Annotated in this window: 17 protein-coding genes; 6 read left to right on the top strand and 11 right to left on the bottom strand. The window is 65.6% G+C overall.

All coding sequences use genetic code 11. The features are described 5' to 3' along the window. The first annotated feature begins 37 nt into the window (after positions 1-37). Positions 38-940 (top strand): LysR substrate-binding domain-containing protein, encoded by a 903-nt coding sequence (locus AC1DSF_RS04580; protein ID WP_478182458.1) that lies wholly within the window; start codon positions 38-40, stop codon positions 938-940. Here AC1DSF_RS04580 and AC1DSF_RS04575 read toward each other — a convergent pair. The 4 genes from AC1DSF_RS04575 to AC1DSF_RS04560 all read right to left on the bottom strand — a co-directional run bounded on the left by AC1DSF_RS04575 (position 925) and on the right by AC1DSF_RS04560 (position 5124). Beyond that, positions 925-1347 (bottom strand): GFA family protein, encoded by a 423-nt coding sequence (locus tag AC1DSF_RS04575; RefSeq protein WP_478182397.1) that lies wholly within the window; start codon positions 1345-1347, stop codon positions 925-927. The two genes, AC1DSF_RS04580 and AC1DSF_RS04575, sit on opposite strands and share 16 nt — an antisense overlap. Before the next feature lie 17 nt (positions 1348-1364). Continuing rightward, positions 1365-1997, bottom strand: coding sequence for a glutathione S-transferase family protein (locus AC1DSF_RS04570; RefSeq protein WP_478182396.1), 633 nt, complete (start codon positions 1995-1997; stop codon positions 1365-1367). Continuing rightward, positions 1994-2893, bottom strand: a complete 900-nt coding sequence (yghU, locus tag AC1DSF_RS04565; protein ID WP_478182395.1) for a glutathione-dependent disulfide-bond oxidoreductase — start codon at positions 2891-2893, stop codon at positions 1994-1996. Before yghU ends, AC1DSF_RS04570 begins: the two co-directional genes overlap by 4 nt. 107 nt (positions 2894-3000) lie before the next feature. Further along, positions 3001-5124 (bottom strand): hypothetical protein, encoded by a 2124-nt coding sequence (locus tag AC1DSF_RS04560; RefSeq protein WP_478182394.1) that lies wholly within the window; start codon positions 5122-5124, stop codon positions 3001-3003. Between the two features lie 441 nt (positions 5125-5565). Here AC1DSF_RS04560 and AC1DSF_RS04555 point away from each other — a divergent pair, with 441 nt between their 5' ends. Beyond that, positions 5566-6102 carry a BON domain-containing protein gene (locus tag AC1DSF_RS04555; RefSeq protein WP_478182393.1) on the top strand — a complete coding sequence of 179 codons (537 nt, stop codon included), beginning with the start codon at positions 5566-5568 and terminating at the stop codon, positions 6100-6102. On the opposite strand, the gene yccS is transcribed toward AC1DSF_RS04555, so the two are convergent. Together yccS and AC1DSF_RS04545 are read right to left on the bottom strand one after the other, a co-directional pair. Then, positions 6089-8329, bottom strand: a complete 2241-nt coding sequence (gene yccS / locus AC1DSF_RS04550; RefSeq protein WP_478182392.1) for a YccS family putative transporter — start codon at positions 8327-8329, stop codon at positions 6089-6091. The genes AC1DSF_RS04555 and yccS overlap by 14 nt on opposite strands. A gap of 94 nt (positions 8330-8423) precedes the next feature. Continuing rightward, entirely contained in the window at positions 8424-8621 is a 198-nt protein-coding gene (locus AC1DSF_RS04545) for a hypothetical protein (protein WP_478123673.1), read from the bottom strand. A gap of 121 nt (positions 8622-8742) precedes the next feature. On the opposite strand from AC1DSF_RS04545, the gene AC1DSF_RS04540 reads away from it, so the two are divergent. Together AC1DSF_RS04540 and AC1DSF_RS04535 are read left to right on the top strand one after the other, a co-directional pair. Then, positions 8743-10044 carry an NUDIX hydrolase gene (locus AC1DSF_RS04540; protein WP_478182391.1) on the top strand — a complete coding sequence of 434 codons (1302 nt, stop codon included), beginning with the start codon at positions 8743-8745 and terminating at the stop codon, positions 10042-10044. A gap of 320 nt (positions 10045-10364) precedes the next feature. After that, complete coding sequence (locus tag AC1DSF_RS04535; protein WP_478182390.1) at positions 10365-11312, top strand: DUF5996 family protein; 948 nt, start codon at positions 10365-10367, stop codon at positions 11310-11312. Here AC1DSF_RS04535 and AC1DSF_RS04530 read toward each other — a convergent pair. After that, positions 11305-12264: a chitosanase gene (locus tag AC1DSF_RS04530; protein ID WP_478182389.1), complete on the bottom strand. Its 960-nt coding sequence runs from the start codon at positions 12262-12264 to the stop codon at positions 11305-11307. The two genes, AC1DSF_RS04535 and AC1DSF_RS04530, sit on opposite strands and share 8 nt — an antisense overlap. Before the next feature lie 145 nt (positions 12265-12409). Here AC1DSF_RS04530 and AC1DSF_RS04525 point away from each other — a divergent pair, with 145 nt between their 5' ends. Both AC1DSF_RS04525 and AC1DSF_RS04520 read left to right on the top strand, forming a co-directional pair. Continuing rightward, positions 12410-13579, top strand: coding sequence for a hypothetical protein (locus tag AC1DSF_RS04525; protein ID WP_478182388.1), 1170 nt, complete (start codon positions 12410-12412; stop codon positions 13577-13579). Positions 13580-13634: 55 nt separating this feature from the next. Then, entirely contained in the window at positions 13635-16820 is a 3186-nt protein-coding gene (locus tag AC1DSF_RS04520) for an AAA family ATPase (protein WP_478182387.1), read from the top strand. Here the strand turns inward: AC1DSF_RS04520 and qhpG are convergent. From qhpG to AC1DSF_RS04500, 4 genes are read right to left on the bottom strand one after another with little or no spacing between them, the layout of a single operon-like run. Continuing rightward, the gene (qhpG, locus tag AC1DSF_RS04515) at positions 16794-18233 is read right to left on the bottom strand and encodes a flavin-dependent monooxygenase QhpG (protein ID WP_478182386.1); all 1440 of its coding nucleotides are present in this window, start codon (positions 18231-18233) and stop codon (positions 16794-16796) included. The two genes, AC1DSF_RS04520 and qhpG, sit on opposite strands and share 27 nt — an antisense overlap. Beyond that, positions 18193-19563, bottom strand: coding sequence for a radical SAM protein (locus tag AC1DSF_RS04510; RefSeq protein WP_478182385.1), 1371 nt, complete (start codon positions 19561-19563; stop codon positions 18193-18195). The genes qhpG and AC1DSF_RS04510 overlap by 41 nt, the downstream gene beginning before the upstream one ends. After that, a complete protein-coding gene (locus tag AC1DSF_RS04505; RefSeq protein WP_478182384.1) occupies positions 19560-21302 on the bottom strand; it encodes a ferritin-like domain-containing protein in 1743 nt (580 codons plus the stop codon). Before AC1DSF_RS04505 ends, AC1DSF_RS04510 begins: the two co-directional genes overlap by 4 nt. Then, positions 21299-22939: a hypothetical protein gene (locus AC1DSF_RS04500; RefSeq protein ID WP_478182383.1), complete on the bottom strand. Its 1641-nt coding sequence runs from the start codon at positions 22937-22939 to the stop codon at positions 21299-21301. Before AC1DSF_RS04500 ends, AC1DSF_RS04505 begins: the two co-directional genes overlap by 4 nt. Between the last annotated feature and the right edge of the window lie 7 nt (positions 22940-22946).

The following is a 22946-nucleotide window of genomic DNA, read 5'->3' as shown; positions in this document are numbered from 1 at the left end:
AGCCGTGGACTGAGGATGCTGTGCTAACTTGCTGCGCATGCGATTCGACCTCACCGACCTGCAGCTCTTCGTCAACATCATCGAGAGCGGCACCATCACCGGCGGCGCCGCGCAGACGCACATGACGCTGGCGTCGGCCAGCCAGCGCGTGATCGGCATGGAAGATTCGCTCGGCACGCCGTTGCTGCTCCGCGCCAAGCAAGGCGTGAAGCCGACCGAAGCCGGCCGCACGCTGGTGCACCATGCGCGGCTCGTGTTGCTGCAGACAGAGCGCATGCGCGGCGAGCTGAGCGAATACGGCGCCGGCCTGCAAGGGCACGTGCGCTTGCTGTGCAACACCTCGGCGATCACCGAGCACCTGCCCGAGGCGCTCAGCGATTTTCTGGCGCGCAACCCTCGTGTCTCGGTCGACCTCGAAGAGCAGCCCAGCATCGACATCGTCGACGCGGTGCGAGCGGGGCTGTGCGACATCGGCATCGTCTCCGATGCCGCCGACGTCGAAGGCTTGCAGCACTTCGTATTCCGGCGCGACGACCTCGTTGTGGTGGTTCCACGCGGACACAAGCTGGCACGACGCCGCCGCGTGACCTTGGCCGAACTGGTCGACTGCGAATTCGTCGGACTGGCGGAAGGCAGCCCGCTCGAGTCGCACATCGCGATGCATGCCAGGCGACTCGGCAAGCGCCTTTTCTATCGGGTGCGCGTGCGCAGTTTCGAGGGGGTGTGCCGCATGGTCGAACAGGGCGTCGGCGTCGGCATCGTGCCGAAGCTTGCTGCCGAACGCTGCGCTGCGCCGACGAAGACAAGCCGAATCGCCATCACCGACGCGTGGGCAGCGCGGCATCTGCTGGCATGCGTGCGCCGTGAGGAAGAACTACCGCTGAACGCCCGAAGGATGTTGGCCCATCTGCTGGTGGATGCGCCTCAGGAAAGAAAGTGAACGTCGGCGATCCAGTTTCGCTTTCGGCGTTGGAGCCGCAGCTCGATGCTCTCTCCGTCGAACGAGACAGGCGTGTGTCGAAGGAGGGACGGGGCCACGTTGTCGAACGCGTTCACGTTCACCACGGCATAAGTGTGTTCATCGATCGTGCTGGTCACCAAGGGCACGACGCCGCAGCGGGAACAGACATGGAAATCGGCCGTCCGCGTTCCGAAAGAATAGCTGGAGACCAGTGACCGATCGGCAATCGACACCCGGAGCGCGCCGCCCAGGTTCGACGTCCAGATGCCGCCGTGCCGGACGCAGAAGGAGCAGCCGCATGCACGCGCCGGAATTTCAGCGGGGTCCGGCTCCCACGTGAGCTCGAAGGAAATGTTGCCGCAGTGGCACCCACCTTTGACGATCATCGCCTTGCCCTCCTGCCCTAGAGTGACATCGACGCGCGCTGTGCCAGTGCCGAACGCCAGCGCAGCAGGTGAGGGTGCTCTTCTCCGGGCTTGACCTTGATGACGCGCGCGAAGTCCACCGCGACCACGGCCGTGATGTCGGCGATGCTCAGCCGGTCCGTGGCGATGAATTCCCGTTGTGCCAGTCGCTCATTCAGGTTGATCAGGAACTGCTGCGCCTTGGCAAACCCACGCTGCGCCAGTTCAGGGATCTGCTGGTAGTCCACAGGCCCGGGCAGCGCCCGATTGGCCATGGCGGGCGCGCTGTTGCGCAAGCCCTCTGCGATCGACAGAAGCCCCTCGAATTCGACGCGCCAGTTCCAGCTGGCGATCTCGGCCTTTTCCTCGGGCGTGCGTCCCAGCAGGGGCGGATCGGGATATTGAGCTTCGATGTAGGCCGTGATGGCGGCGTTGTCCGTCAGTCGCAATCCATCCTCCGTGAGCAGCACCGGCACCGTGCATTGCGGGTTGACGCGCCGGAAGGCGTCGCTGAACTGCTCGCCGCTTCTCAGGTCGACCTGGATCGTTTCGCAGGTGACGCCTTTCTCGGCCAGCAGGATCCGAGCCCTGCGCGGGCTCGGCGCGGTGGCGCAGTCGTAGAGGGTGATCATGTTTGTTTGTCCTGCGTGCGGGTGTCGAAGTCTGCGGCGTCGTGGCGCTCATGCAGTTGGCTTGTAGGTTGGCCCCAGGTGCGGTTGACCATTCGGCCTCGCTGCACGGCGGGCCGCCGGGCGATCTGGTCGGTCCAGCGCAGCACGTTCTTGTATTCGTGCACCTGAAGAAACTCGCCGGCCTCGTACAACTGGCCTTTGGCGAGCGTGCCGTACCAGGGCCAGATGGCCATGTCGGCGACCGAATAGTCGTCGCCGCCCACGTATGCGCTCTCGGACAGCCGCCGGTCCAGCACGTCGAGCTGGCGCTTGACTTCCATGGCGTAGCGGTCGATGGCGTACTCGATCTTCGTCGGCGCGTAGGCATAGAAGTGGCCGAAGCCGCCACCGAGAAAGGGCGCGCTTCCCATCTGCCAGAACAACCATGAAAGGCATTCGGCGCGCTTGGCTGTGTCGGTCGGGAGGAAGGCGCCGAACTTTTCGGCCAGGTGCATCAGGATGGCGCCGGATTCGAAGACGCGAACGGGCGTCGGCCCGCTGTGATCGATCAGTGCCGGAATCCTGGAATTCGGGTTGGCCGCCACGAAGCCGCTGCCGAACTGTTCGCCTTCATTGATGCGGATCAGCCAGGCGTCGTATTCGGCGCCCTTGTGGCCGAGTTCCAGCAATTCCTCCAGCATCACCGTCACCTTGACGCCGTTCGGAGTGGCGAGCGAGTAGAGCTGCAATGGATGGCGGCCGACCGGCAGATCCTTGTCATGGGTCGGGCCCGCGATCGGTCGGTTGATGTTGGCGAAGCGTCCGCCGCTTTCCTTGTTCCAGGTCCAGACGGTCGGCGGCGTGTAGGGCTTGTCGGGCGTGTTTGTTGTGTCGGGCGTATCGGTCGATTCATTCATGCGGTGATCTCCGGGAAAGCCTGAGGACTGTAGCGGCTAGTCCAAAAAAAAGCCCGCACGAGGCGGGCTTTCGGGTTGGGCCAAAGAGGCCGGTCAGATGGCAAGCATCAAGGCACGTTCGAGGTCGTGATCTGGAACGGCTTGCCGGGGACCGTCATGCCGCCGCCGTATTCCGCGGCTCCGCTGGTCGGGCATCCGCTGGGCTGCGGGCAAGCGCCGCCGTCAGAGAAGATCACCGGACCGTAGCGGTAGTTGCGAACCGCCTTGCCGCCGTAGTCGGTCACGCTCACCACGTTGTTCGCGTTGGCGAAGTTGTCGGCATCTTCCACGGCGATCAGGTCCGTCAGCTGGTTGTGCTGGATGGTCCGCACAATGCTGCCGCTGTTGCCGCCGGAGGCAAACCGTACCCAGGAGATCTTGTTGTCGCCGCGCGATCCCACGATCACCTGCTGATTCAGGAAATCTCCACCCCAGCCGCCCGGTTCACCCTTGGAGGTGGCCAGCGAGGTCGGATTCCGGCCGATGCCGCCGACCGTGCCCACTTCAGCGATCGCGCTTGCCGACCCGGTGGAAACCGAGGCGCCGGGTGCATAACCATCCAGGCTGTAGATGTGCAGCGTCCCGTCCTGCGTGGCAATCCAGGCGCGAGGCGAGCCGCCGAACAGCGTGGTCTTCACGGCCGTCGGGCGGTTGCCCAGCGACACCGTCTTGATCACGGTCGGCATCTGCGACGACACCTTGTCGAAGGTGTACGGCCACTGGTCGGCGCCTTGGCCGTAGTTGCTCGTGGCCCCCACGTTGGAGCTGAAGTACATGCTGTTGATGTAGCTGAAGAGTGGCTTCAGGTCGATGAAGGCCGCCTTCTGCTCCGACTTGGAAACCACCACCGCAACGCCGCCCTTGGCATAGCGGCCGTAATTGCCGCCGCCGCTCGCGAAGCTCTGCCAGTTGCTCGCCAAAGGCGAGTTGGGGGCGCCCATGAAGATGCCGCCGGGCAGCACGCTGCTGAACGGGTCCAGGCCGGTAGTGACCGCGATTTCGGTCGGTGCCGTCATTCCGGGAATGTCGACGTAGCCCAGCACCTTCATGAAGGCGGTGTTGCCCATGTTGGGCAGGCCCGGATAGACGCCGATCCAGTCGTTCCACCAGTTGTGCCAGGCCGAGTACGAGACGCCGTTGGACGTGTGGGCCGACGAATTCGATGCATCGCAGCCGTCGCACAATCCGGCCAGCGCCACGACGGCGACCTGGCCCTTGAGGGCGACCGTGTCCCACACCGTGACGAGTGCGAACTCGTTGCCGTTGGTCACTGCGACGCCCGTAGGCACCTTGTTGGCCGCCAGCTTGGTCGTGGCGTTGTTGCTGGCCGTGTTGCTGCCGACGGTGCCGAGCGTGCCGTTCTGGAACGCCACCACGCCTTCGGCACAGAAGCCGGCGCGACCCGAGCAGCGGCCGATGGCTACTGGATCACCAGTTGCGATGCCCGCCGCCTTGTAGTTCATGACGTTGGGCGAGTCGATGCCTTGGCCTGCCTGGTAGATCTGCCAGGGAAGCTGCGGCATCTGCGCGAACACGTTGTACATGTACCCGGAGACCTGCAGCAGGCTCACGCCGACGCGCTTGCTCGTGTCGTCGGCCGCGAACAACATGTTGGCCTGGTTCGTGGAGAAAAGCCCCGCGTTGCCCGACACAGGTCCGCCCACCGACCAGAAGAAGGGAACGTTCTGTGCCGGAGCATTGAGCTGGGTATCCGGCCGCTTGGTCAGGGAAGGACCGGAGTTGGCGGTGCCGTAGCTCGGCGCATCGGGACCGTAGCGATAGGCGATACCTGCATCCTTGCTGAGCTGGGCCGCCATCTGCACGTACGAAGACGGGTTGACCGCAAGGTTGGAATCGACGATGTCGCCGCTGGCGGCAGGAGCCGGTGCTGGGGCGGGAGCCGGAGCGGGTGCTGGAGCAGGTGCGGGCGCCGGAGCCGGAGCCGGTGCTGGGGCGGGAGCCGGAGCCGGAGCCGGTGCTGGAGCAGGTGCGGGCGCCGGAGCCGGTGCAGGCGCCGGAGCAGGTGCCGTCGAATTCCGGCGACGCCATTTCTCCAAATCGGTGTCTTTTGCATCCGGTGCGGTGCCATCTGCAGCGATCGTCGAACCGGCGTCGGCGACGACGGTTCCGCTTGCGTCTGTCGGCGCTGCAGCCACTGTGCCGGTGGTGCCGGTTCCGGCGAACGCGCCCATACCGCCACCACTCCCTCCACCCCCGCATCCCGCGAGTGTTCCTGCTGCAATAAGCAGCAGAAGCGAACTTTTATCTAAAGTTTTCAAGAAAAAGACCTAAAGATTGAGAAGAGCCCGGTTTGTACGTGGGACGCTTCCTACCCGGCAAGCTTTCTTGCAATTCCTTTCCTGATGTGTTTTGTGGACTGGGGAGCTTGTTACAACGGTATTGCTCAGTGACGACTTCGGTAGGAACTTCCTCATTAGATGCAGGTATTGCATGTAACAGCAGGCAAGTAGCTTCCATCATGCGAGATCGAAAATGGCAGCTTTGCGACCGCTGTTTTGCGCGCTCGGCCTACGGCGCGTTGAGGTCGCTTCGGCGCGTCGCGCGGCATGGCGGCGCCTAGATTGGGGTCGCGGGGGCGCGTCCTCGTCGTGCAATCAACAGGAGTGATCCCAATGAGAAACAAGAGCTGGAGCAGAAAGCCAAGTCCGCTGATCGCGCTGTTTGCGATTTCGGCAACGTCTTGGGTGCTGACGCTCGCCGCCTGCACCGATCGGTCGGCCAACGATCCCGCCAGCGGATCAGCCAATCAGCAACTCGATTCCGCCGTCGCCGAAACCAGGAAAGCCGCCGCCGCAGGTGCCGAAAAGGCTGCGGAGTTGGCGGACACCGCCCGCGACAAGACCAAGGCCTATTTCGAATCCCCCGAGGTGAAGCAAGATGCCAAGGCCGTGAAGAACGCGCTGGAGAACCTGGGAAGTTCCGTCGCGTCGGCGACCGACGATGCGGCCATCACGACCTCGGTCTCATCGGCGCTTTCAAAGGACCCCGAACTGAACGCCGCCCGCATCGACGTGCAGACCAAAGGCGGCACGGTTCGCTTGGCTGGCGCCGCGCCCACCGCTTCCGCGAAAGCGCGCGCGGGGGAAATCGCCAAGGGTGTGAAGGGCGTCGGAACCGTCGACAACGAAATTGAAGTCAAGTCGATGTAATCGCCAGCACGGGCGCTGCCTCCTTGAGCTGCAGCCACTGCCGCGCCTGTTCGCGCAAAGCTTCAATCTGCAGTGCGACGAGCCCGAGTTCGGTTCGCACCAGATGCACGGTCGCTTCCGCCGCTTCGCCCGGTTCGCCCGGTTCAGCGGCTTCGGCAGCCGGGAGCGGCGCCAGCGTCGTGTGCGCGGAGAGCTTGGCCGCCGCTTCATCGGGATCGGACGCTGCGCGTTCCACCCCGGCGGCCAGCATCTCGAGCACGCTTGCCGTTTCGTCGGCGGCGACCTTCATGGCGGCGGCCTGCGCCGGGTCCTTCAGCGCCACGCGATGCGCTCCAAGGGCCGACAAATAGCTTAGAAGGGTGTGCGAGTGGATCAGGAACCGCAGCGCAAGCCCCGCTCGCGGCCGCACGAAGCCCGGTTCCCTAAACATCTCCGACACCGCAATCGCCAGCGTGGCGTCGGCGTTATGGGCATTCCGCCTCGCCAGCCGGTAAGGCAGGTCGTCGTGCGGACCTGCACGGTATTGGGAGGCGATCTCGCGCAGGTAACCCGCATGGTTGCGCAGGGCCGTGGCGGCGAGTTCGTTGAAGCGCCGCGCCTGCCAGTGCGGCAAGACCAGCAGCATCGCCAGGCCCGCAATCAGGCTGCCGATCGCGGTATCGATCAGCCTCGGAACGATCAGCATCCCGCCGTCGCCCACCTGGTTGAAGCACATCAGGACCAGCACCGTCATGCATGCGGTCGCGATGAGATAGCGCGTTCCGCGCGTGGCAAAGAAGAGCACGCCCGCCGCAACGGCAAGCAACGACTGAAGCCAATGCTGCGGAACCAGCCCCAGTAGCGCCCATCCGGCGACCACGCCGACGGCAGTGCCTGCCATCCGCTGGCCCATCCGCGAAACGGTGTCGCCCCAGGTCTGCTGGCACACGAAGAGGGTGGTCAGCAAGATCCAATACCCGTGCATCGGGTGAATCAGGCGCATGACGCACCAACCAGCGAAAAGCGCAATGGCGAGCCGCGTCGCATGGCGGAACAGCGGCGACTGCGGCGTGAGTTGCCTCCGCACCCGCTCCACGACGTCGTGGGTGGAGCGCGGCGTCCGGTCGAGCAGGCCCATGTCGTTTCGTCCGGCGCTTGCCGACGGCTGCGTCGCGCCTGCGAGCTGCCCATCGAGTCGAGCAAGATTGCGCGCCAGCGCTTCGACCGACGCCAGCAGTGAAGTGCGACCCGGTTCCTGTGCGTGAATGCGCTCATGCTCGATGGCCCCGCGCAGTTCGGCCAGTGCCTGAACGGTCGCGGCGTCAGTGGTGAAGGGCTCGCGCCGCGCGATCGACTGCGCGAGCCGCAAGCACGACTGGCCCTGCAAATCGAGCACGCGCTGGCAGCGGTAGAGCAGGTCGCTGTGGAAGAAGGCGTCCGCCAGAGCGTTGTGGTCGCCGTGCGACGAACTCGCACGTTCGTGGATGTCCTGCGCGATCAGGTAGAGGCCGCGATAGCGCGCGATGCGGCCGGTCGGCGCACGCTTGCCGAGGCGGCGAAAGATGGCTTCCTTCGCAGCGTTGAGTTCACTTACCACCTCGGCATTGAGCTGCGACAGCGAAAGCCGCTTGCGCTCGAAGTCGATGCCACGCAGCGGCTCGAACAGCGAAGCCTTGAAGCGCACGTAGTTTCCGAGCACCGAGAACAGCCGCACCAGGCGAGCCTGGACCGGTTGCGCCGGGAAAGCAGCACTCCACGCGACGGAGAAAACGCCATACCAGGCGGCGCCGGCCAGCAGCAGAACGATCTCCTGCTGCCTCCGGATGGCGCTGGCGCCTTGATTTTCGATACCCAGCGTGGTGTACATCGCGAGGATGAGCGTGGCGTAGCCCACGGCCTTGTAGCGCGCATCGACAGCGCCCAGCATCGTCAGCGCGAACGCCGCGACCGCGAGGCCGACGATGAACAGCAGGGGTGTGCGGATCGATGCCTCCACCGCCGCCGCGGCGGCGGCGAAGCAGGCGAGCGTCACGATCTGCGCGCGAAGGCGCCCGCGCCCGCTGTCGTCAGTTTCAGCCAGCGCGCTGGCGATAGCGCCGAGGAAAAGCGGCGTGACCGCGTCCGGATGCCCGAGCAGCGCACAAGTCGCCATCAGGCTTCCAAGGGTGAGAAATACGCGCAAGGCTTGTGCGCGGCTGAGAACCTGGCGCAGCGCTTGGCGCAGTTTTTCGACGGTGGAGGAAACCATCGACAGGGTTGTGCACGATGCGTGCCACGGCAGTGTCAGGAAAAGTAGGCAACGCGCCTGGGCCGGTTCCCACGCCCGCGACCCGATCCTGGGTTCAGCGACCCTGGTTCAGGCGCTGGAGACCCTGTTCGGTCACGAATTTGCAGCCTTGCGGGTCCGACGACACGAGCCCGTTGGACCGCAGTCGCTCGGAAACCTTGATGGTGTGGGTCGGCTGCCGCTGCGTGTTCGCCTCCAGCAGCGTTTGCAGGGTCTTCCACTGTTCGTCATTGAGCTGGATCTTCTTGACCACCGGGGTCTCCGCCTTGTCATCAAGGGCGAAGTTTGAAACAAGCTTCTTGCGGGCGCCTCATCAAAACGATTCTTGCCTTTCGGTCGATTTCGGGTTATCAAAGCAGGTTTTGCCCTGGTCCATGACGACTTCCACGAATCTTTCAAACACCGCGCCTTCAGCGATGGCCACGGCATCAGCGGCCGTGCGCCCTGTGCGTTTCGCCGCCACGCTGATCGTCCTGCGTGACGGCCCCTCCGGGATGGAGGTGCTGATGCTGCGCCGCGCCGAAAAAGAAGCGGATCAGAACAGCGGCGCGGCGGTCTTTCCCGGCGGAACGCTCGATGTGGGTGACCGTGCGCTGCGGACGCTGTGCGCTGGCGTCGACGACTTTGCCGCCAGCCAGTGTCTCTCCGTGTCGGCCAACGGGCTCGACTACTACGCCGCCGCCATTCGCGAGTGCTTCGAAGAAGCTGGATTGCTGTTCGCGAACGACGCGCACGATTCGGACGACCGGCTCGTGCCGCTGGTCGACATGCCGGCGCAGGAAGTTGCAGCAATGCGGCTCGCGGTGGAAGAGGGCGGCGACGCATTCCTGCGCCTCTGCGAGAGCCGGGGATGGCGGCTTGCTGTCGATCGCCTCGCCTATTTCAGCCACTGGCTCACGCCGCCGGGCATGCCGCGCCGCTTCGATACGCGTTTTTTCGTGGCCTTGGCGCCACCCGCGCAAAGCGCGCGACCCGATGGGCGCGAAACCGTCGAGCACCTGTGGCTTCGCCCGGCGGATGCGCTGGAAGCCGCCCGGGGACTGCGTCTGATGAACGTGCAGCGGCGCATCCTGGAGCAGCTCGCGGCCTTCGGCCGCGCCGCCGAGTGCGTCGACCACGCGCGCGGGCTGCGCGAAGTGCCCATGGTCATGCCGCGCCTCGCGGACGGCCCGGCCGGTCGCAAGCCCGTGAATCCGGGTGAGGCGGCCTACGATGAGCTCTCGCGCATCGATCCGGACGGACAGGGCCACGGCCGCTATCAACTCACGCACGGCGTTGCCATGCGGCTTTCGCCCCGCGTGCTGCGGGTGACCGGGCACAGCGGCGGCGTGCTGGTCAACAGCTATTTCATTGGAGGCGAGCGTGACGAATGGGCGCTGATCGATGCGTCTCCCGACGACGAGGCTCATGGGGCAATGCTGCTCGCGTCGGCGCCGGGTCCGATCCGGCGGACGCTCCCATTGCATTCGCCCGATTCGGCACACGGCGAGCAAGTCGAAATCGGCGGGTGCGTCCTCCGCATGGTGCGCACGTCGCAGGCGCCCGATGCGTACCCGTGCTGGCTGCTGGAGGAGGAGAAGCTGCTCTTCGTCCGCGATGCGGATCAGCTTTCGGGATTGGCCGTGGATGACGTCGAATGGCTGGCGCCGGGCAGCGGCTTTCTCAGGCGCGTCTGAGCCGCGGCTTCATCTTGGGCGAGTTCGACGCGCTCTTCCAGATCGCGCGCCAGCACGCGGCAATCCAGCGAAGAGGCGTCATGGTCGCCTTGCCGGATTCGGACGTCCAGCAGGCATCGGCGAAGCAGGGCCATCGGTAGTGAGTCGGAACGAGCCGTCAGACAAAGCGGGCGATTTTCGGGCGCAGGGCGGGGCGAAGCCTCCGCGCTGCACGGAAGGGCTGTTCACGCCGCTGAAACAATGAACTGCTAGGCATCCGGTGCGGCGATTATGGTCGAGCGTGGATAACATGACGCACATCGACTTGACGGAGACCCGGCATGGACTCATTGGCAAGGCAGGCAGCAGCGACGCAGGCGTGGCCCGCGCTGCCGCTCGAAGGGTGGCGCGACACTTATGCCACCCTGCACATGTGGACGCAGATCGTCGGCAAGACGCGTCTGGCGCTGTCGCCGGTGGAGAACCATTGGTGGCAGGTCGCTTTCTACGTCACTGCGCGCGGACTGACGACATCGGCCATGCCTTACGGTGAGCGGACCATCGAGGTCGAATTCGATTTCATCTCGCATGCGATCGCCATGCGCAACAGCGATGGTGCGACGCACGGATTTGCACTCGCGCCCTGCTGCGTTGCCGACTGGTTCGCGCAGTATCAGTCCGGGTTGCGGGCGCTTGGGGTCGAGCACGAGATCTGGGCTGCGCCGGTGGAAGTCGACCCGGCCGTTCCGTTTGCGCAAGATCGCGAACACGCGGCCTACGATGCTGATGCCGTGAACCGCTGGTGGCGCATTCTTGCAAGCACCGATCGGGTGCTGAAGCGCTTTCGGGGTGGTTTCAGCGGCAAACAGAGCCCGGTGCATTTCTTCTGGGGCGCTTTCGACTTGGCGGCCACGCGGTTTTCCGGACGCACGGCGCCGGTGCATCCGGGCGGTGTGCCCAATTGCCCGGACCGCGTGATGGTGGAGGCGTATTCGCATGAATGCGCCAGTTGCGGGTTCTGGCCTGGCGGCGGTGCAGTCGCGGAGCCTTCGTTCTATGCCTATTCATATCCGGAACCACCCGGCTATGCCGCACATGCAGTGTTGCCCGCAGCGGCGCGTTACGACCCGCAGTTGCGGGAGTTCGTGCTGCCGTATGAGGCTGTGCGCAACGATCCCGATCCGGAGGGGGTCTTGCTGGCGTTCTTTCAATCCGCTTTCGAGGCAGCCTCGGAGAACGGGCAGTGGAGCAAGGCCCCGCTCGAACGCAGCGCTCGCGATCTCAATTGACGATCTCGGCGATCAGCGGCACGTCGGCAATGCCGGTAGCCGGCAGCCCATGCGCGGCCTGGTATTGCCTGACGCACTTGAATGAGGCTTGCCCGAAGACGCCATCGGCCTTGATGTCTGCTCCAAGGTCCGACAAACCAAGCTGCAGCAGGCGCACGTCGAGCCCGCGGGCGAGCGGCGACTGAACTGCGAGGACGCGAGAACCGGGGAGGGGACCGTCGTAGCAGCCCGGCGGCGTCGCCGAGAGCGTCGCCATCGAGATCTCCTGGCCGCGCACGACGAGCGGCAACGCCAGACCCCAGAAGCCCTGGTCGATCAAGCGCTGGAATGCGTCCATGCGGTAGACGGTCGCGCGGAGGTCGGGGCGTTTGTTGGTCGCCATCCAGTTGCGGCGTGCCGAAACATAGGCCTGGATCCACGCCTTCTCGCCTGCCGATTGAACGGTGCCCACCGCGGCGACGGCCTTGTCGCGAATGGGTGCCCATGAGCCATGCACGCTGCTGTCGTACACCACCGCCACACCGAGCGGCGAGACGATGCCGAGCTTGCCGGCCGTGGCGTAGGCAGGTCGCCAGTACGCATCTTCGAAGAAGGCGTCCTGGGTATCGCGCATCACGGGATCGTCGGCGCATGCGCGCAGCACGTTCTGCAGCCTGGCATCCGCATCGAGCGTGAGGTCGCGCTTCGCGAATCGGGGCAGCGATTCGACCAGCCGCGGGCCGAACCGCGCGCCGTGGTTGGCGCAGTAACGCTGCAGCAGCGTCGCCAGGTTGCCGGAGCCGAGCGTCGTCTGAGACCGGCCATAAGTGAGGTGCCCGGTATCGCCTTCGATCAAGGTCACCTGGCCATAGTCGCCCCGCACTGTGCCGGTCTCGAACAGGTTGACGATCGCCTGTGCGCTCTTGATCTGGGTCGAGGTGAGCAGTGCGCCCACCGCCTGGACATCGGTCATGGCGATCCCTCCTCTGGCGAGTTCTTGTCGCTGGCGATTGCAGCAGAAAGCAGGGGGGCAGGCTATCTCTCTTTCAGTGGATGGCGTTCGATGGAGGGGGCGCGCAACATCGGCCTCCAGCCGACGCTTCCGGAGGGAGGACATCATGCTCGGGTCCGCGACGCTCGATCTCGCAGTAGGAATGATCTTTATCTTCCTCATGCTGAGCCTGGTGGTGTCCGCGGTGCGCGAGGCGATTGAAGCTCGCCTGAAGGCGCGCGCCAAACACCTCGCGCACGGACTGCTGGAGCTGCTCGGAGATGCGCGACTGGTCGAGGCGGTGTATCGGCATCCGCTTGTGTCGGCGCTCTATAACGGCGAGTACGACCCGAAGACGGTGCACTACCGCGGGCTCAAGTTCTTCAGCTGGATCCCTGCCATCGTGGGCAGCTACTTTCGCGCGCCGACCAACATGCCTTCGTACATCCCTTCGCGCACCTTCGCGCTGGCACTGGTCGATCTGGCGCGCGCCGGCAAGCTCGATGTTGCGCCGCCGGACGCCGCGCCAGGTGCCACCGCCGTATCGGCTCCGGCGCTTGGCGCTGGCAATCCGAATGCAGACGCGCACGCGAATGCGATGTCGATCCATGAACTTCGCGCAGCGCTGGCAAGGTCGAGGGGCACGCTGCCGGCGGGTGTCCTCGCCGCGCTTGCGCCTGTGGGCGACGACGTCGAGCAAGGGTTGGACGCAGTCCAGAAGTGGTACGACGCCGCGATGGATCGCGTCTCCGGCTGGTTCAAGCGCGACACGCAGCACATCCTGTTCTGGCTCGGCGTCATCATCGCGATGGCCCTGCACGTTGACACCATCTATCTTGCGAAATTTTTGGCGGCGAATCCAAATGCGAGGCAACAGCTCGCGGACAGTGCGGCGAAGGCATCTGCGGACAGTGGCATGACGCGTGCGGTGGATGCATTGCGCGCTCCACACAAGGCGCCCCAGGCCGCTCCGGCAGGCGCGTTGGAGCCGACCCCCGCCGAAATCGAAGCTGCGTTGCGCGAGGCGGACGTGAAAGTCGCCGATGCAATCCACGCCGTGACCGATCTCAATCTGCCGATCGGCTGGACCCACATGCGCTGGAACGATTTCCGCGTTTTCGACATGCGCAGCGTGCTGACGGTGTTCGGTTGGCTGATCACCGCTTTCGGCGTTTCGTTCGGCGCGCCGTTCTGGTTCGATCTGCTGAACAAGATGATGGTCATCCGCTCGACCGTGAAGCCGCACGAGAAGAGCCCGGAGGAAGGCTCCGAAGATCGCGGCAAGCTTTCGAAATGAGAGTGGCCGCGCCTGCGATGTGGAGAAGCGATCGGGCAGGCCACGCATATACTCGATGAGTTTTTCGCCCTCCAACAAACTCGGCAGCCGCAGCATGAGTTTCGAGTCCGTCCTGGATGCCGTCGCCGAGTTTCTCAAGACCCGAAAGAGGGTCACCTACGGCCTGTTGCAACGCGAATTCCACCTCGATCGCGAGGCACTGGCCGACCTCAAGAACGAACTGATCCTGGGCCGACGCGTGGCTGTCGACGAAGACGGTCTCGTGCTTGTCTGGCGCCCGCCAGTGGAAGAAGCGCCGGCCGAGCGCCGCCAGCTTACCGTGATGTTTTGCGACCTCGTCGGCTCGACGATGCTGTCGTCCCGTCTCGATCCCGAAGACCTGCGCGACATCGTGCGCAGCTATCACGACGAATGCGCCGCGGTCCTGCGTCCGCTCGGGGGCCATGTGGCGCAGTTCCTGGGCGACGGCATCCTGACCTATTTCGGCTATCCGGTGACCAACGAGGACGACGCAGAGCGTGCCGTGCAAGCGGGCTTGTCGATCGTGCAAACGGTGCTTCGTCTCAGCAACCGGCTCGGACCGCGCGTGGCAGGCGGTCTGGCGGTGCGGGTCGGGATTCATACCGGGCTCGTGGTGGTCGGCGGGCTCGGCGATGCACGCAATCCAAGCAGATTGGCTTTGGGCGAGGCGCCGAACCTTGCCGCTCACATTCAGGGCGTGGCCGAACCAAACACGGTGCTGGTGAGCCAGGCCACGCTCGATCTGTTGCCGTTGCGCTTTGTCATCGACGATCTCGGCCCTGTGGTTCTCAAGGACCCGGCGAATCCCGTGCGACTGGCCCGGGTCGTCGGCCAGCTCGACGCGAACAATCGGCGCTTCGCTCGTCCGCAACTCGAAGATCCGGCCGGGCACCTGAGCACCTTGCAGGATGCGTGGAAGACCGTGTGCGGCGGCCAAGGGTATTCGATCAGCTTGATCGGAGAGGCCGGCCTTGGAAAGACGCGTCTGGCGGATGAACTCTGCGCCCATGTGGAGGCGAACGGAGGCAGCGTGCAAGTGTTGCGCTGCTCGGCCTTCCATCGTCAAAGCGCGCTGCATCCGGTGGCTCGTCAACTGCTGCTGCGCGCGGGGCTGAACCCCGACGCGCCCGGCGACGACGTGCTGCCTCGGCTCGATGCCCTGCTCAAGGCGGACGGCATCAACCGCCCCGACGCCATGAGACTGCTGGCGGCTTTGACGGGGCCGGGATTCTCCACCGCGGCGAATGCTCCGGAAACGGCGCCTCCGGTGCTCATGCGATCGCTGCAGACGCTGCTGCTCGATGCGTTGCGTGCCGCCGCTCGGGAACGCGCAGCCCTGATGGTCTGGGAAGACGTCCACTGGGCCGATCCCTCAACCCTCGCGGTATTGAAGCTGTTGCTGGAAGGGCCGCCGCAACCCGGCTTGCTGATCCTCCTGACGGCCCGGCCGGACTTCGTGCCGGCGTGGAGCGATTCGACCACCTCGGCCACTGTGACCCTCGATCGCATGGATGGTCCTCATATCCGCCATCTGATCGAGCAGGTGGCCGAAAACCATGCGTTGCCGCCTGCGCTGGTCGAACGCATTGCCGGCATCGCGGAGGGTGTTCCGCTGTACGCGGAGCAAATCACGCGTTCGGTGATCGATTCGGTCATCAGCACGATGAGCATCGAGGTTCCGGCGAGCCTGCATGCGTCGCTGATGGCTCGCCTGGATCGCATGGGCCCGGCGAAGTCGGTGGCACAGACTGCTGCGCTGCTCGGGCGCGAATTCTCGACCGACCTGCTGGGCGCCGTCTGCGGCATCAGCCCTGCGGACATGACGCGGGTGCTCGCGCATCTGACGGCAGGTGACATCCTGCAGGCCATACCGGACTCGGTGCCCCAGCGCTACACGTTCCGCCATGCGCTCTTGCAGGCGGAGGCTGGCGATTCGCTGCTGCGAAGTGCCCGGCAGGAGGTACATCGACGCATTGCCGAGGTGCTGCAGGAGCGTTTTGCGACCACCGTCGAGGTCGAGCCCGAGACCCTTGCCCGCCATCTCACGGGCGCCGGCCAGATCCGCCCGGCGATCGCGCAATGGCAGCTTGCAGGCGAACATTCGCTCGCGTGCTCGGCGGTGCGTGAAGGGTTGTCGCATCTGCAGGAAGGCATGAATCTGTTGTCGGCGCTGGAGCCTGGGCTGGAACGCGACAAGCTCGAATTGAAGCTGCAGATTCCGCTGGCCAGTGCCTTGCGTGCGCTGCAAGGCGTCGGCGCACCGGCGACGGGCGCGGCCTACGAGAGAGCGAGTGCGCTGGCGCGCCAGCTCGGCGACCAGCGCCGGCTGATTCCTGCGCTCAACGGTTTGTATTCATACCACCTGGTGAGCGCGCAGTACGTGGCCGCGCTCGATTCCGCACGGTCGCTGCTCGACGTGGCGCGCGCGAACGGCGATGGCATGTTCGAGATGATTGGCCTGCGTGCAGTGGGTGCGGTGGCCTTGCACGTCGGTGATCCGGCGACGGCTGCAACCCATCTTGAACGATCGCTGGCGCTGTACGAGCCTGAAAGGCATGCGTCGATTGCGATGCAACTCGGCATCGACCACAAGGTCATGACGTCGAACTTCCTGGCGCTCACGCGGCTGGTGCAGGGGCACTCCGATGCCGCGCTTCAAGTGCAGCGCGAAGGGCTCGAGTGGGCCGACCACATCGATCATGCCCACAGCATCGCGCAAGCCCTTGTTTTCTATTGCCTGTTGCTGTCGGTGCACGAAGACTGGACCCATGTTCCGGCGCTTGCGGAGCGCACGATCGAGGTGGGCGTCAAGCGCGGCTTTCCGGTGATGGAAAGCGGCGGGCGTTTCTTCCTCGGTGCGGCGCGTGCCTTTGACGGCGATCTCGAAGCAGGGTTGAAAACCATGCGCGAAAGTTCGGTGCAATGGTGGGCCAGCGGTATTCGCAACTACCGGCCTTTCTCCGAACTGCTGCTTGCGCGAGCGCACGCCAAGTGCGGCGAGACGGATGCGGCGCGAACCTTTCTCGATGCTGCGCGCAGCGGTATCGAATCGACAGGCGAGCGCTGGATCGAAGCTGAAATGTGGCGCGTGCGGGGTGAACTGCTTCCCGACGCGCCCGAGTCGGATTTGAAACGCGCGCTCGCCGTGGCGCGAGCGCAGAAAGCGACGGCTTTCGAGCAGCGCGCGCTGCGCTCACTGGCCGCCTGCGGATTCGCTTGATCGCTCGCCCGCGGGCACGATCAGGCCCTGCCGCCAGAGCATCGGCCAGACCGTCGTCGTGCTGTTCTCTCCAAAGCGCCGATGCCATGTGTCGAGCAGATCGCGCAGCAGCGGCTTCGATGCCAGCGGTGAGAGCCAGTCTGTCACGGGTTGCCCGGCCAGGAAGGCGATCGGCGAATCCAGCGTTGGATGCTGCAAGGCGTCGGCCGGGCTGATCCAGCCGTCCACCAGCGCGGGCTCGCGGGCGCAGCGGGCGTTCGCATCGAGTGCGAGGCGTTCGTCGAGCCCTGGCCAGGGGCGTTTCGCTTCATGCGTGGCGCGGGCTGGTTCGGCGCGGCTCGTCCAGAAGGCGTCCGGGTGCCGCTCGGCTGCTTCGGCGTAGTAGCCTCCTGCGAGCCGCGCATGCCAGCGCATCGCCCGCTGTGCCTGCACGCGATGAAAGGCCCACGCGATGGCCGCATCGTCGGGTCGCTGTAGCGCGGTCCGCACGCACGCGGCCGCTTGCACGGCAGAGCGCATCGCCGCAGCGACGCCTTGCGAAGACAGAGGATCGATCGTGAATGCGGCTTCGCCGATGCGCAGCAGTCCGGGCTCCGGTGCCGCATCGGCCGTAGCGCCGGACGTCGCATCGCAGGCCGTCACCGCTGCGTGTTCGCGGCCGGCGAGCAGATCCGCCAGGAGGGGCGAAGCGGCAATCAAGCGTCGATAAAGCTGCATGCGTTCCGCGGGGTGGAGTCCGGCGCATCGCCGCGCGTCGACGAACGCTGCGGCGGTGATGCTGCCGTCAGACAAGGGAAGAGCCCAGCACCATGACGATGCCGTCGCTTGCACTCGAGTGCGCGGATCCGCTGGCAGGGCGCCGGCCCAGTTGGCGCACAGGGCCACCGTGCGCGGGCTTTCGATCGAATGACGATGAGCTCGGCGCCCGCGCGCATCGATCACCACCGCGCATCGGACAACGCCACCTCCGCGCAACGGCACGTGCCAGTGTGAATCAACGCGAATGGGCGCCTCGGCAGTGGCAGGGATGACCTGCACACCGACCGCTCGGGCGCCGTCGAGCAGCAGCGCATCGAAGCGCTCGCGGTCTGCCTGGAGGCCGGGCTCTGCGGCTTGGCTCTGCGCCATCGGCGGTGCACTGTCGTGCCAATGAACGAGCGCGCCGCGCGTGCGGAGAAAGCCGGCATTTTCGATCCGGGCGTGCAACCCGAGCGAGGCGAGCAACGGCAGCACCGACGGCGGCAAGGATTCGCCGCGCCGCATCGGCAACCGGCTTTGCACTGGTCGATTCACGAGCACTACACGATGCCCCACCTGGGCCAGGCGCAGCGCAGCGGCCGACCCCGCAGGACCGCCGCCGATCACGCAGACCTCAGCGGAAAAAGCCGGGTCGTTGCTCTGAGATGCGAACATACGCTCGCAGGCAGTGGTCGAGCCAGCCGCGAATGAAATCGCAGGCCACTCGTCCGCGATGCAGCACTTCGTGATGGCAGCCGCCGCCGCACAGATAGCGCGCCCAGCAACTGCGACAGGGTTCCTGCCGATCGACGTGGCGCGTGGCCAGCCAGTCACTGCGCGCCTCGTCGTCGACAACGCCGTGGACGCTGCCCATCGCCGCGCGCGGATCATCGACGAAGCGGTGGCACGCGCTCAGTTCGCCATCGGCGGCGACGCCGAGATAGCCCGCGCCGGCACCGCAGGGCAACGGTCGGTGCGTTCCGCGGTGGATTTCTTGCATGGCCGACAGCATGTTGGAGAACGGGTAGTGGTCGCCCGCCAGTGAGCGCCGCTCGAACTCGTCGGCACAGTCGATCATCTGCGCGAGCAGTGCATCGAGGTCGCCGGCACTCAGTTGCAATGAAGGGTCGCGTGCGCTCAGGCTGGGCGAGACACCGACGGTGTGGAACCCGAGGGCCATCAGATGCTCGATCGTCTCGCGCAAGGCGTGATGCCGCGGTGTGACCGTCACGCGCGCCGTCACCTGCATCGGCGAGCGACCGTGCAATGGCCTTTCACCCTGCCGTGCAAGCAGCGCCGGCAGGCGCGCCACGATGCGGTCGTAGCTGCCGGTGCCGCCCAGCGTGGGGCGCAAGGCATCGTGCAGATCCTTTTCGCCGTCGATGCTGACGGTCACCGCGAAGCCGTGGGCTGCCAGGAAAGCGGCATCTTCGGCATTCAGCACTGTCGCATTGGTCGTGAGCGCGAGGCGCAGCGTTTGACCTTTTGCGGCAGTGCGCTCCGTCGCGTACTCCGTGGCTTGGCGTAGCACCGCGCGATTGAGCAGCGGCTCGCCGCCGAGAAAGGCGATCTTGGCGGTCGCGCCTGGCGCCACGCCTTCGAGGAGTTGATCGATGGCGGCGCGCGCCGTCTCCCAGGGCATGTGCTTGGCTTCGCCGCCGAAGCTGCCGCCGTCGGCATAGCAGTAGCCGCAACCGAGGTTGCAGTGCTCCGAAACGGCGAGCGCGATCGCATTGACCGGTGGCGTGTCGATGGTGTCGGTGATGGCTTGGGGTTGTTCCAGTCCGTAAGCCGCGAGGAACCGGTGTTCGGCTGGCGCACCACCTTGCCGTGCCGCATCCATAAGCTTTGCGGCGAAATCCGCCGGCACATCGTAGACACGCGATGCGTCCACCACAAGGGCATGTGTGCCGTGCTCGGTCTCGAAGCAGTGCGCCTCGGCCGGCCCCGTCTGCGCGCGAGCGCGTCGGCCGATTGCGGACACGGGCACGGTGATGGTGGTCATGGCACGTCGAAGAAGGGAATGCCGATGCCGCGCGCCGCCAGTGCCAAGGCTTCGGTGCGCAGGTTGTCCATGGCCAGGCGTGATCGGTTGATTGCGCCTTGCGCTTCGTCGAATCGCCTGTCCGCCTCGGCGATGTAGGCGGTGCGCAGCTCGCTCAGCAAGGCAGCGAGCAAGTCCAGCGCCACGCGGGCTTCGTCACGTGTGCCTGTCCTGACGTCCAGCAGGTAGGGCGACGGGCCGGATGCATTGCGATAGGTCTGCAGCGTCGACCGCACGTCGCGGAAGCGTGCGTAATGCTGTGTGCCGTCGGTATCGATTCGGACGGCGAGTTCGTACAGCTCGCGCGGGTAGATGTCCTGTTCTAGGGTCGCGACGCAGCGTGCGTAGGCGGTGTCCAGCGGCCCGCCCGGTCGTTCGATGCGGACGAAGTCGTCCAGTGCCTGCATGTCGAGCGGGCGCAGCGCCGGCAGCTCGATGCCGAGAATCCGGGTCGGCGACGCGAACGGTTCGAGCACGGGCTCGTAGTGCTCGCCTTGCGGGTAGAAGCCGGCTCGGTCGAGTTCCCAGAGCAACTGGTTGGCCCAGCGCAGATGGGTCATTTCGCTCACCGCGACGAGCGTGACGAACTGGCGTGCAGTGTTCAGGTCTGCAGCCAGCGTGGGCCAGGGTGCCTGCGGTGTGCCCGGCTTTGGCGCCGCAGGCGGATCCTTCAGCGAGAACAGGGCGTAGAGGTATTGATAGGCGAGCGTCAGTTCGAGCGGCGCGAGCCGCGTGCGCAGGTCGGCGACCATCTCGTGCGGGGTGGCATAGGGCTTTGCGGCCGGGGCGATGGGCGGGTGGTATGAATCTCCCACTTCGCGGCCACCGATGACGTACGCGAGGTCTTGCCATCGATGGTTGATTTCGAAGTGATCGAGTTGCGCCGGCCGCGCCGCAGCGCGGGATGCCGGCGCGCCGACCGCCCCCGCCGGACTGCGATCGCGCCGCAGCCAGTCGAGCCAAAGCACTGAATCGGTCGCGCCCGTTGGCGAGCCGTCCGGCAGGCTTTGGCCGTCGCCTTCGCCGAGCACCACGTCGGGATGATTGGAGGCCCAGTAGTAGCAGGCGCAATCGCGGAAGTCGTGCTGCCAGGGATTGCACATTGCGCCGGTCAACTCGCCAGGCGGGTATGCGGCGTCGATCACGCCGTTTTGCGTGGTGTAGCGGCGGCGATATCCCTCGAGTTCGACGGGTGCCTGGCCGGCCGGGCCGTCCCGCTGCACCAGCGCAATCTTCAATGGCTCATCGGGTGCAAGGCAGCGGATAAAGCGCCAGATCAGTTCGCCGTCGTAGGCGTTGCCTTGTGCGTCGTGGCAGGCAATGCGCGTGCCGCCCTGCTCGATCCAGTGCAGATACCAGCGTCCCGCGCTCAATGCGATGCCGGTGTCGCCCTGGTATGTGTCGAGCAGCTTTTGCACCCAGGGCTCGTCGCTGCGCTCCGGCAGCATCGGGTCGGCTTCATAGTCCAGGTACTTCAGGTGGATGCCGGCCTGGTTGGGAATGGCGCCCGCCACGGGGGCGACGGGCGCCGCGACCACCCAGAAGAGCAGGCCCGGGAAGAAGCGCCCTTCAAGTGCGCGCACATCCAGTTCGAGCCCTGGAAAGCAATTGGCGACCGCCGAATCGATGCGAGACGTCGCCGGGTTGCCAATCACGGCTGCACGGGCGGTGCGGTTGCGGGGCTGGATGGAATCGCTCATGGGGTCGTCTCCTCAGCCGCAAGCAGATCGAGGAAGTCGATCATCATGTGGTACTGCCGCCGCGATAGCGACAAGGGCACGTAGTAGGCGTCGCGCATGTACGGAGGCATGCGCATGTCATGCAGCACGTCGCGAAGCACGCGCGGGTCTCGGAACTCGGGATGGGGCTGGGGGCCGGGCGCTTCGTCCCATTGGGACAGAAGCCCGAAGGGCGGCCGCAGCAGTTTGCGAACATGGTCGTGGCGGCGGCGCAGGAAGTCGAGCAGCACGACCTCGTCCATCAACTGCCCATGCACGAACGGAACGACCTCGGTGTAGGTCAGCCGATCGCCGCGAACGCTGGTGGTGAACACCGAGACGGCCTGTCCGGGCGTCAGGTCCGGCACGCGATCGACGTAGGGCTTGTCTTCGCGCGTCATGCTCTCCTTGCCGACGGCCGGCAGTCCTTGCTTGGGGACATCCGTCGATCCGATCCTGGCCTGGTTGTCCTGCAAAGCCTCTGTGCGCGCGGCATCGAGGTTGAGCGAACTTGCCGTCTCGAAAACGCGCCGGAACAACTCGACGACTTCGGCCTTCACCGCATCGAAGTTCTCGCGAGTGACTTTCATCAGGGGCAGGTCACGGTCGGCGAGGTCTGACGCGACGTCGTAGAACGGACGCCGGTCCGGTGCGTATTGGGGCGGTCCGACGAACACGCGCGCTGCCGCACCATAACGGGTGCCGCGCCACGCGACCGAGGCGGTGATCAGCGCATCGCAGGTGTCGTCCACCACACCCCAGGCCACGCTGTCGCCTTCATCCGCGCCGTCGTAGCCGTCCTGCGGCTGAGGATCTTCGAACAGCCCATTGGTCATCTGATAGCGCGAGAAGACGGTGGCTCCGCTCAGGATGCGGTTCTTCGCCTTGACGATCATGTGAACCCGGCCGTCTTCCTTTTTGGAGAACTCTTCCACGTCGAGCGGCCCGGTCACAGTCTGGCGGTCGGGCCCGTAGGCTGCCTGTGGCGGTCCGTAGACCTCGCCGGTCGCGGGTGTGAAGCGCAGCCGCAGGGTCGACAGGTCGACCCCTTCGATCGCTTGTTCGATGGGCCGTATCCATTGCACCTTGCCGACGGGAATCGGCTTGTCGTGAAGCACCAGCGGTTGCTGGCCAGACGTATGGCGGCTGAAGGCGAGCAGCGCGCGTTCGCTGTGATCGCGTCCGGCGATCTCGACGCGGGCGGTGAATCCGCAGGCATCGTCGCCGGTGCGCCGCGCGGCCTTGAGGTTGGAGGCCGTCACTTCGAGCGCGAGGTGGTCCAAACCGATGCCGAGTTCTTTCAGCAAGCGCAGGGTCAACGGGTGCTCTTCGAGTTCTCCATCGTCAGGGCGCATCAGCGTCGCCCACAACTCGAAGAAGGGAGCGACCGGACGAATAGAGCCATCCACCTCTCTGAAGCGAATTTCGCTGGGCATGTATGGGCGCAGGCTTCCGTCAGGGGCGATGTCGAAGCTCAGCGCGGGCTCAATGACCGTCTGCGTGCCGCCGTGCGCAGTCTTGGCCGTGGCCCATTCGAAGGCGGCCATCGGCGTCGGGCTGGCGCCAACGCGGGCGACTGCCATGGGTGGGTTGAAGAAGATCTTGACCAGGGTGCGCATCGCATGC

The sequence above is a fragment of the Variovorax sp. 01N429 genome, assembly GCF_056399425.1.
The sequence above is the reverse complement of the archived record's forward strand: the minus strand, read 5'-3'. Positions and strand labels throughout refer to the sequence as shown.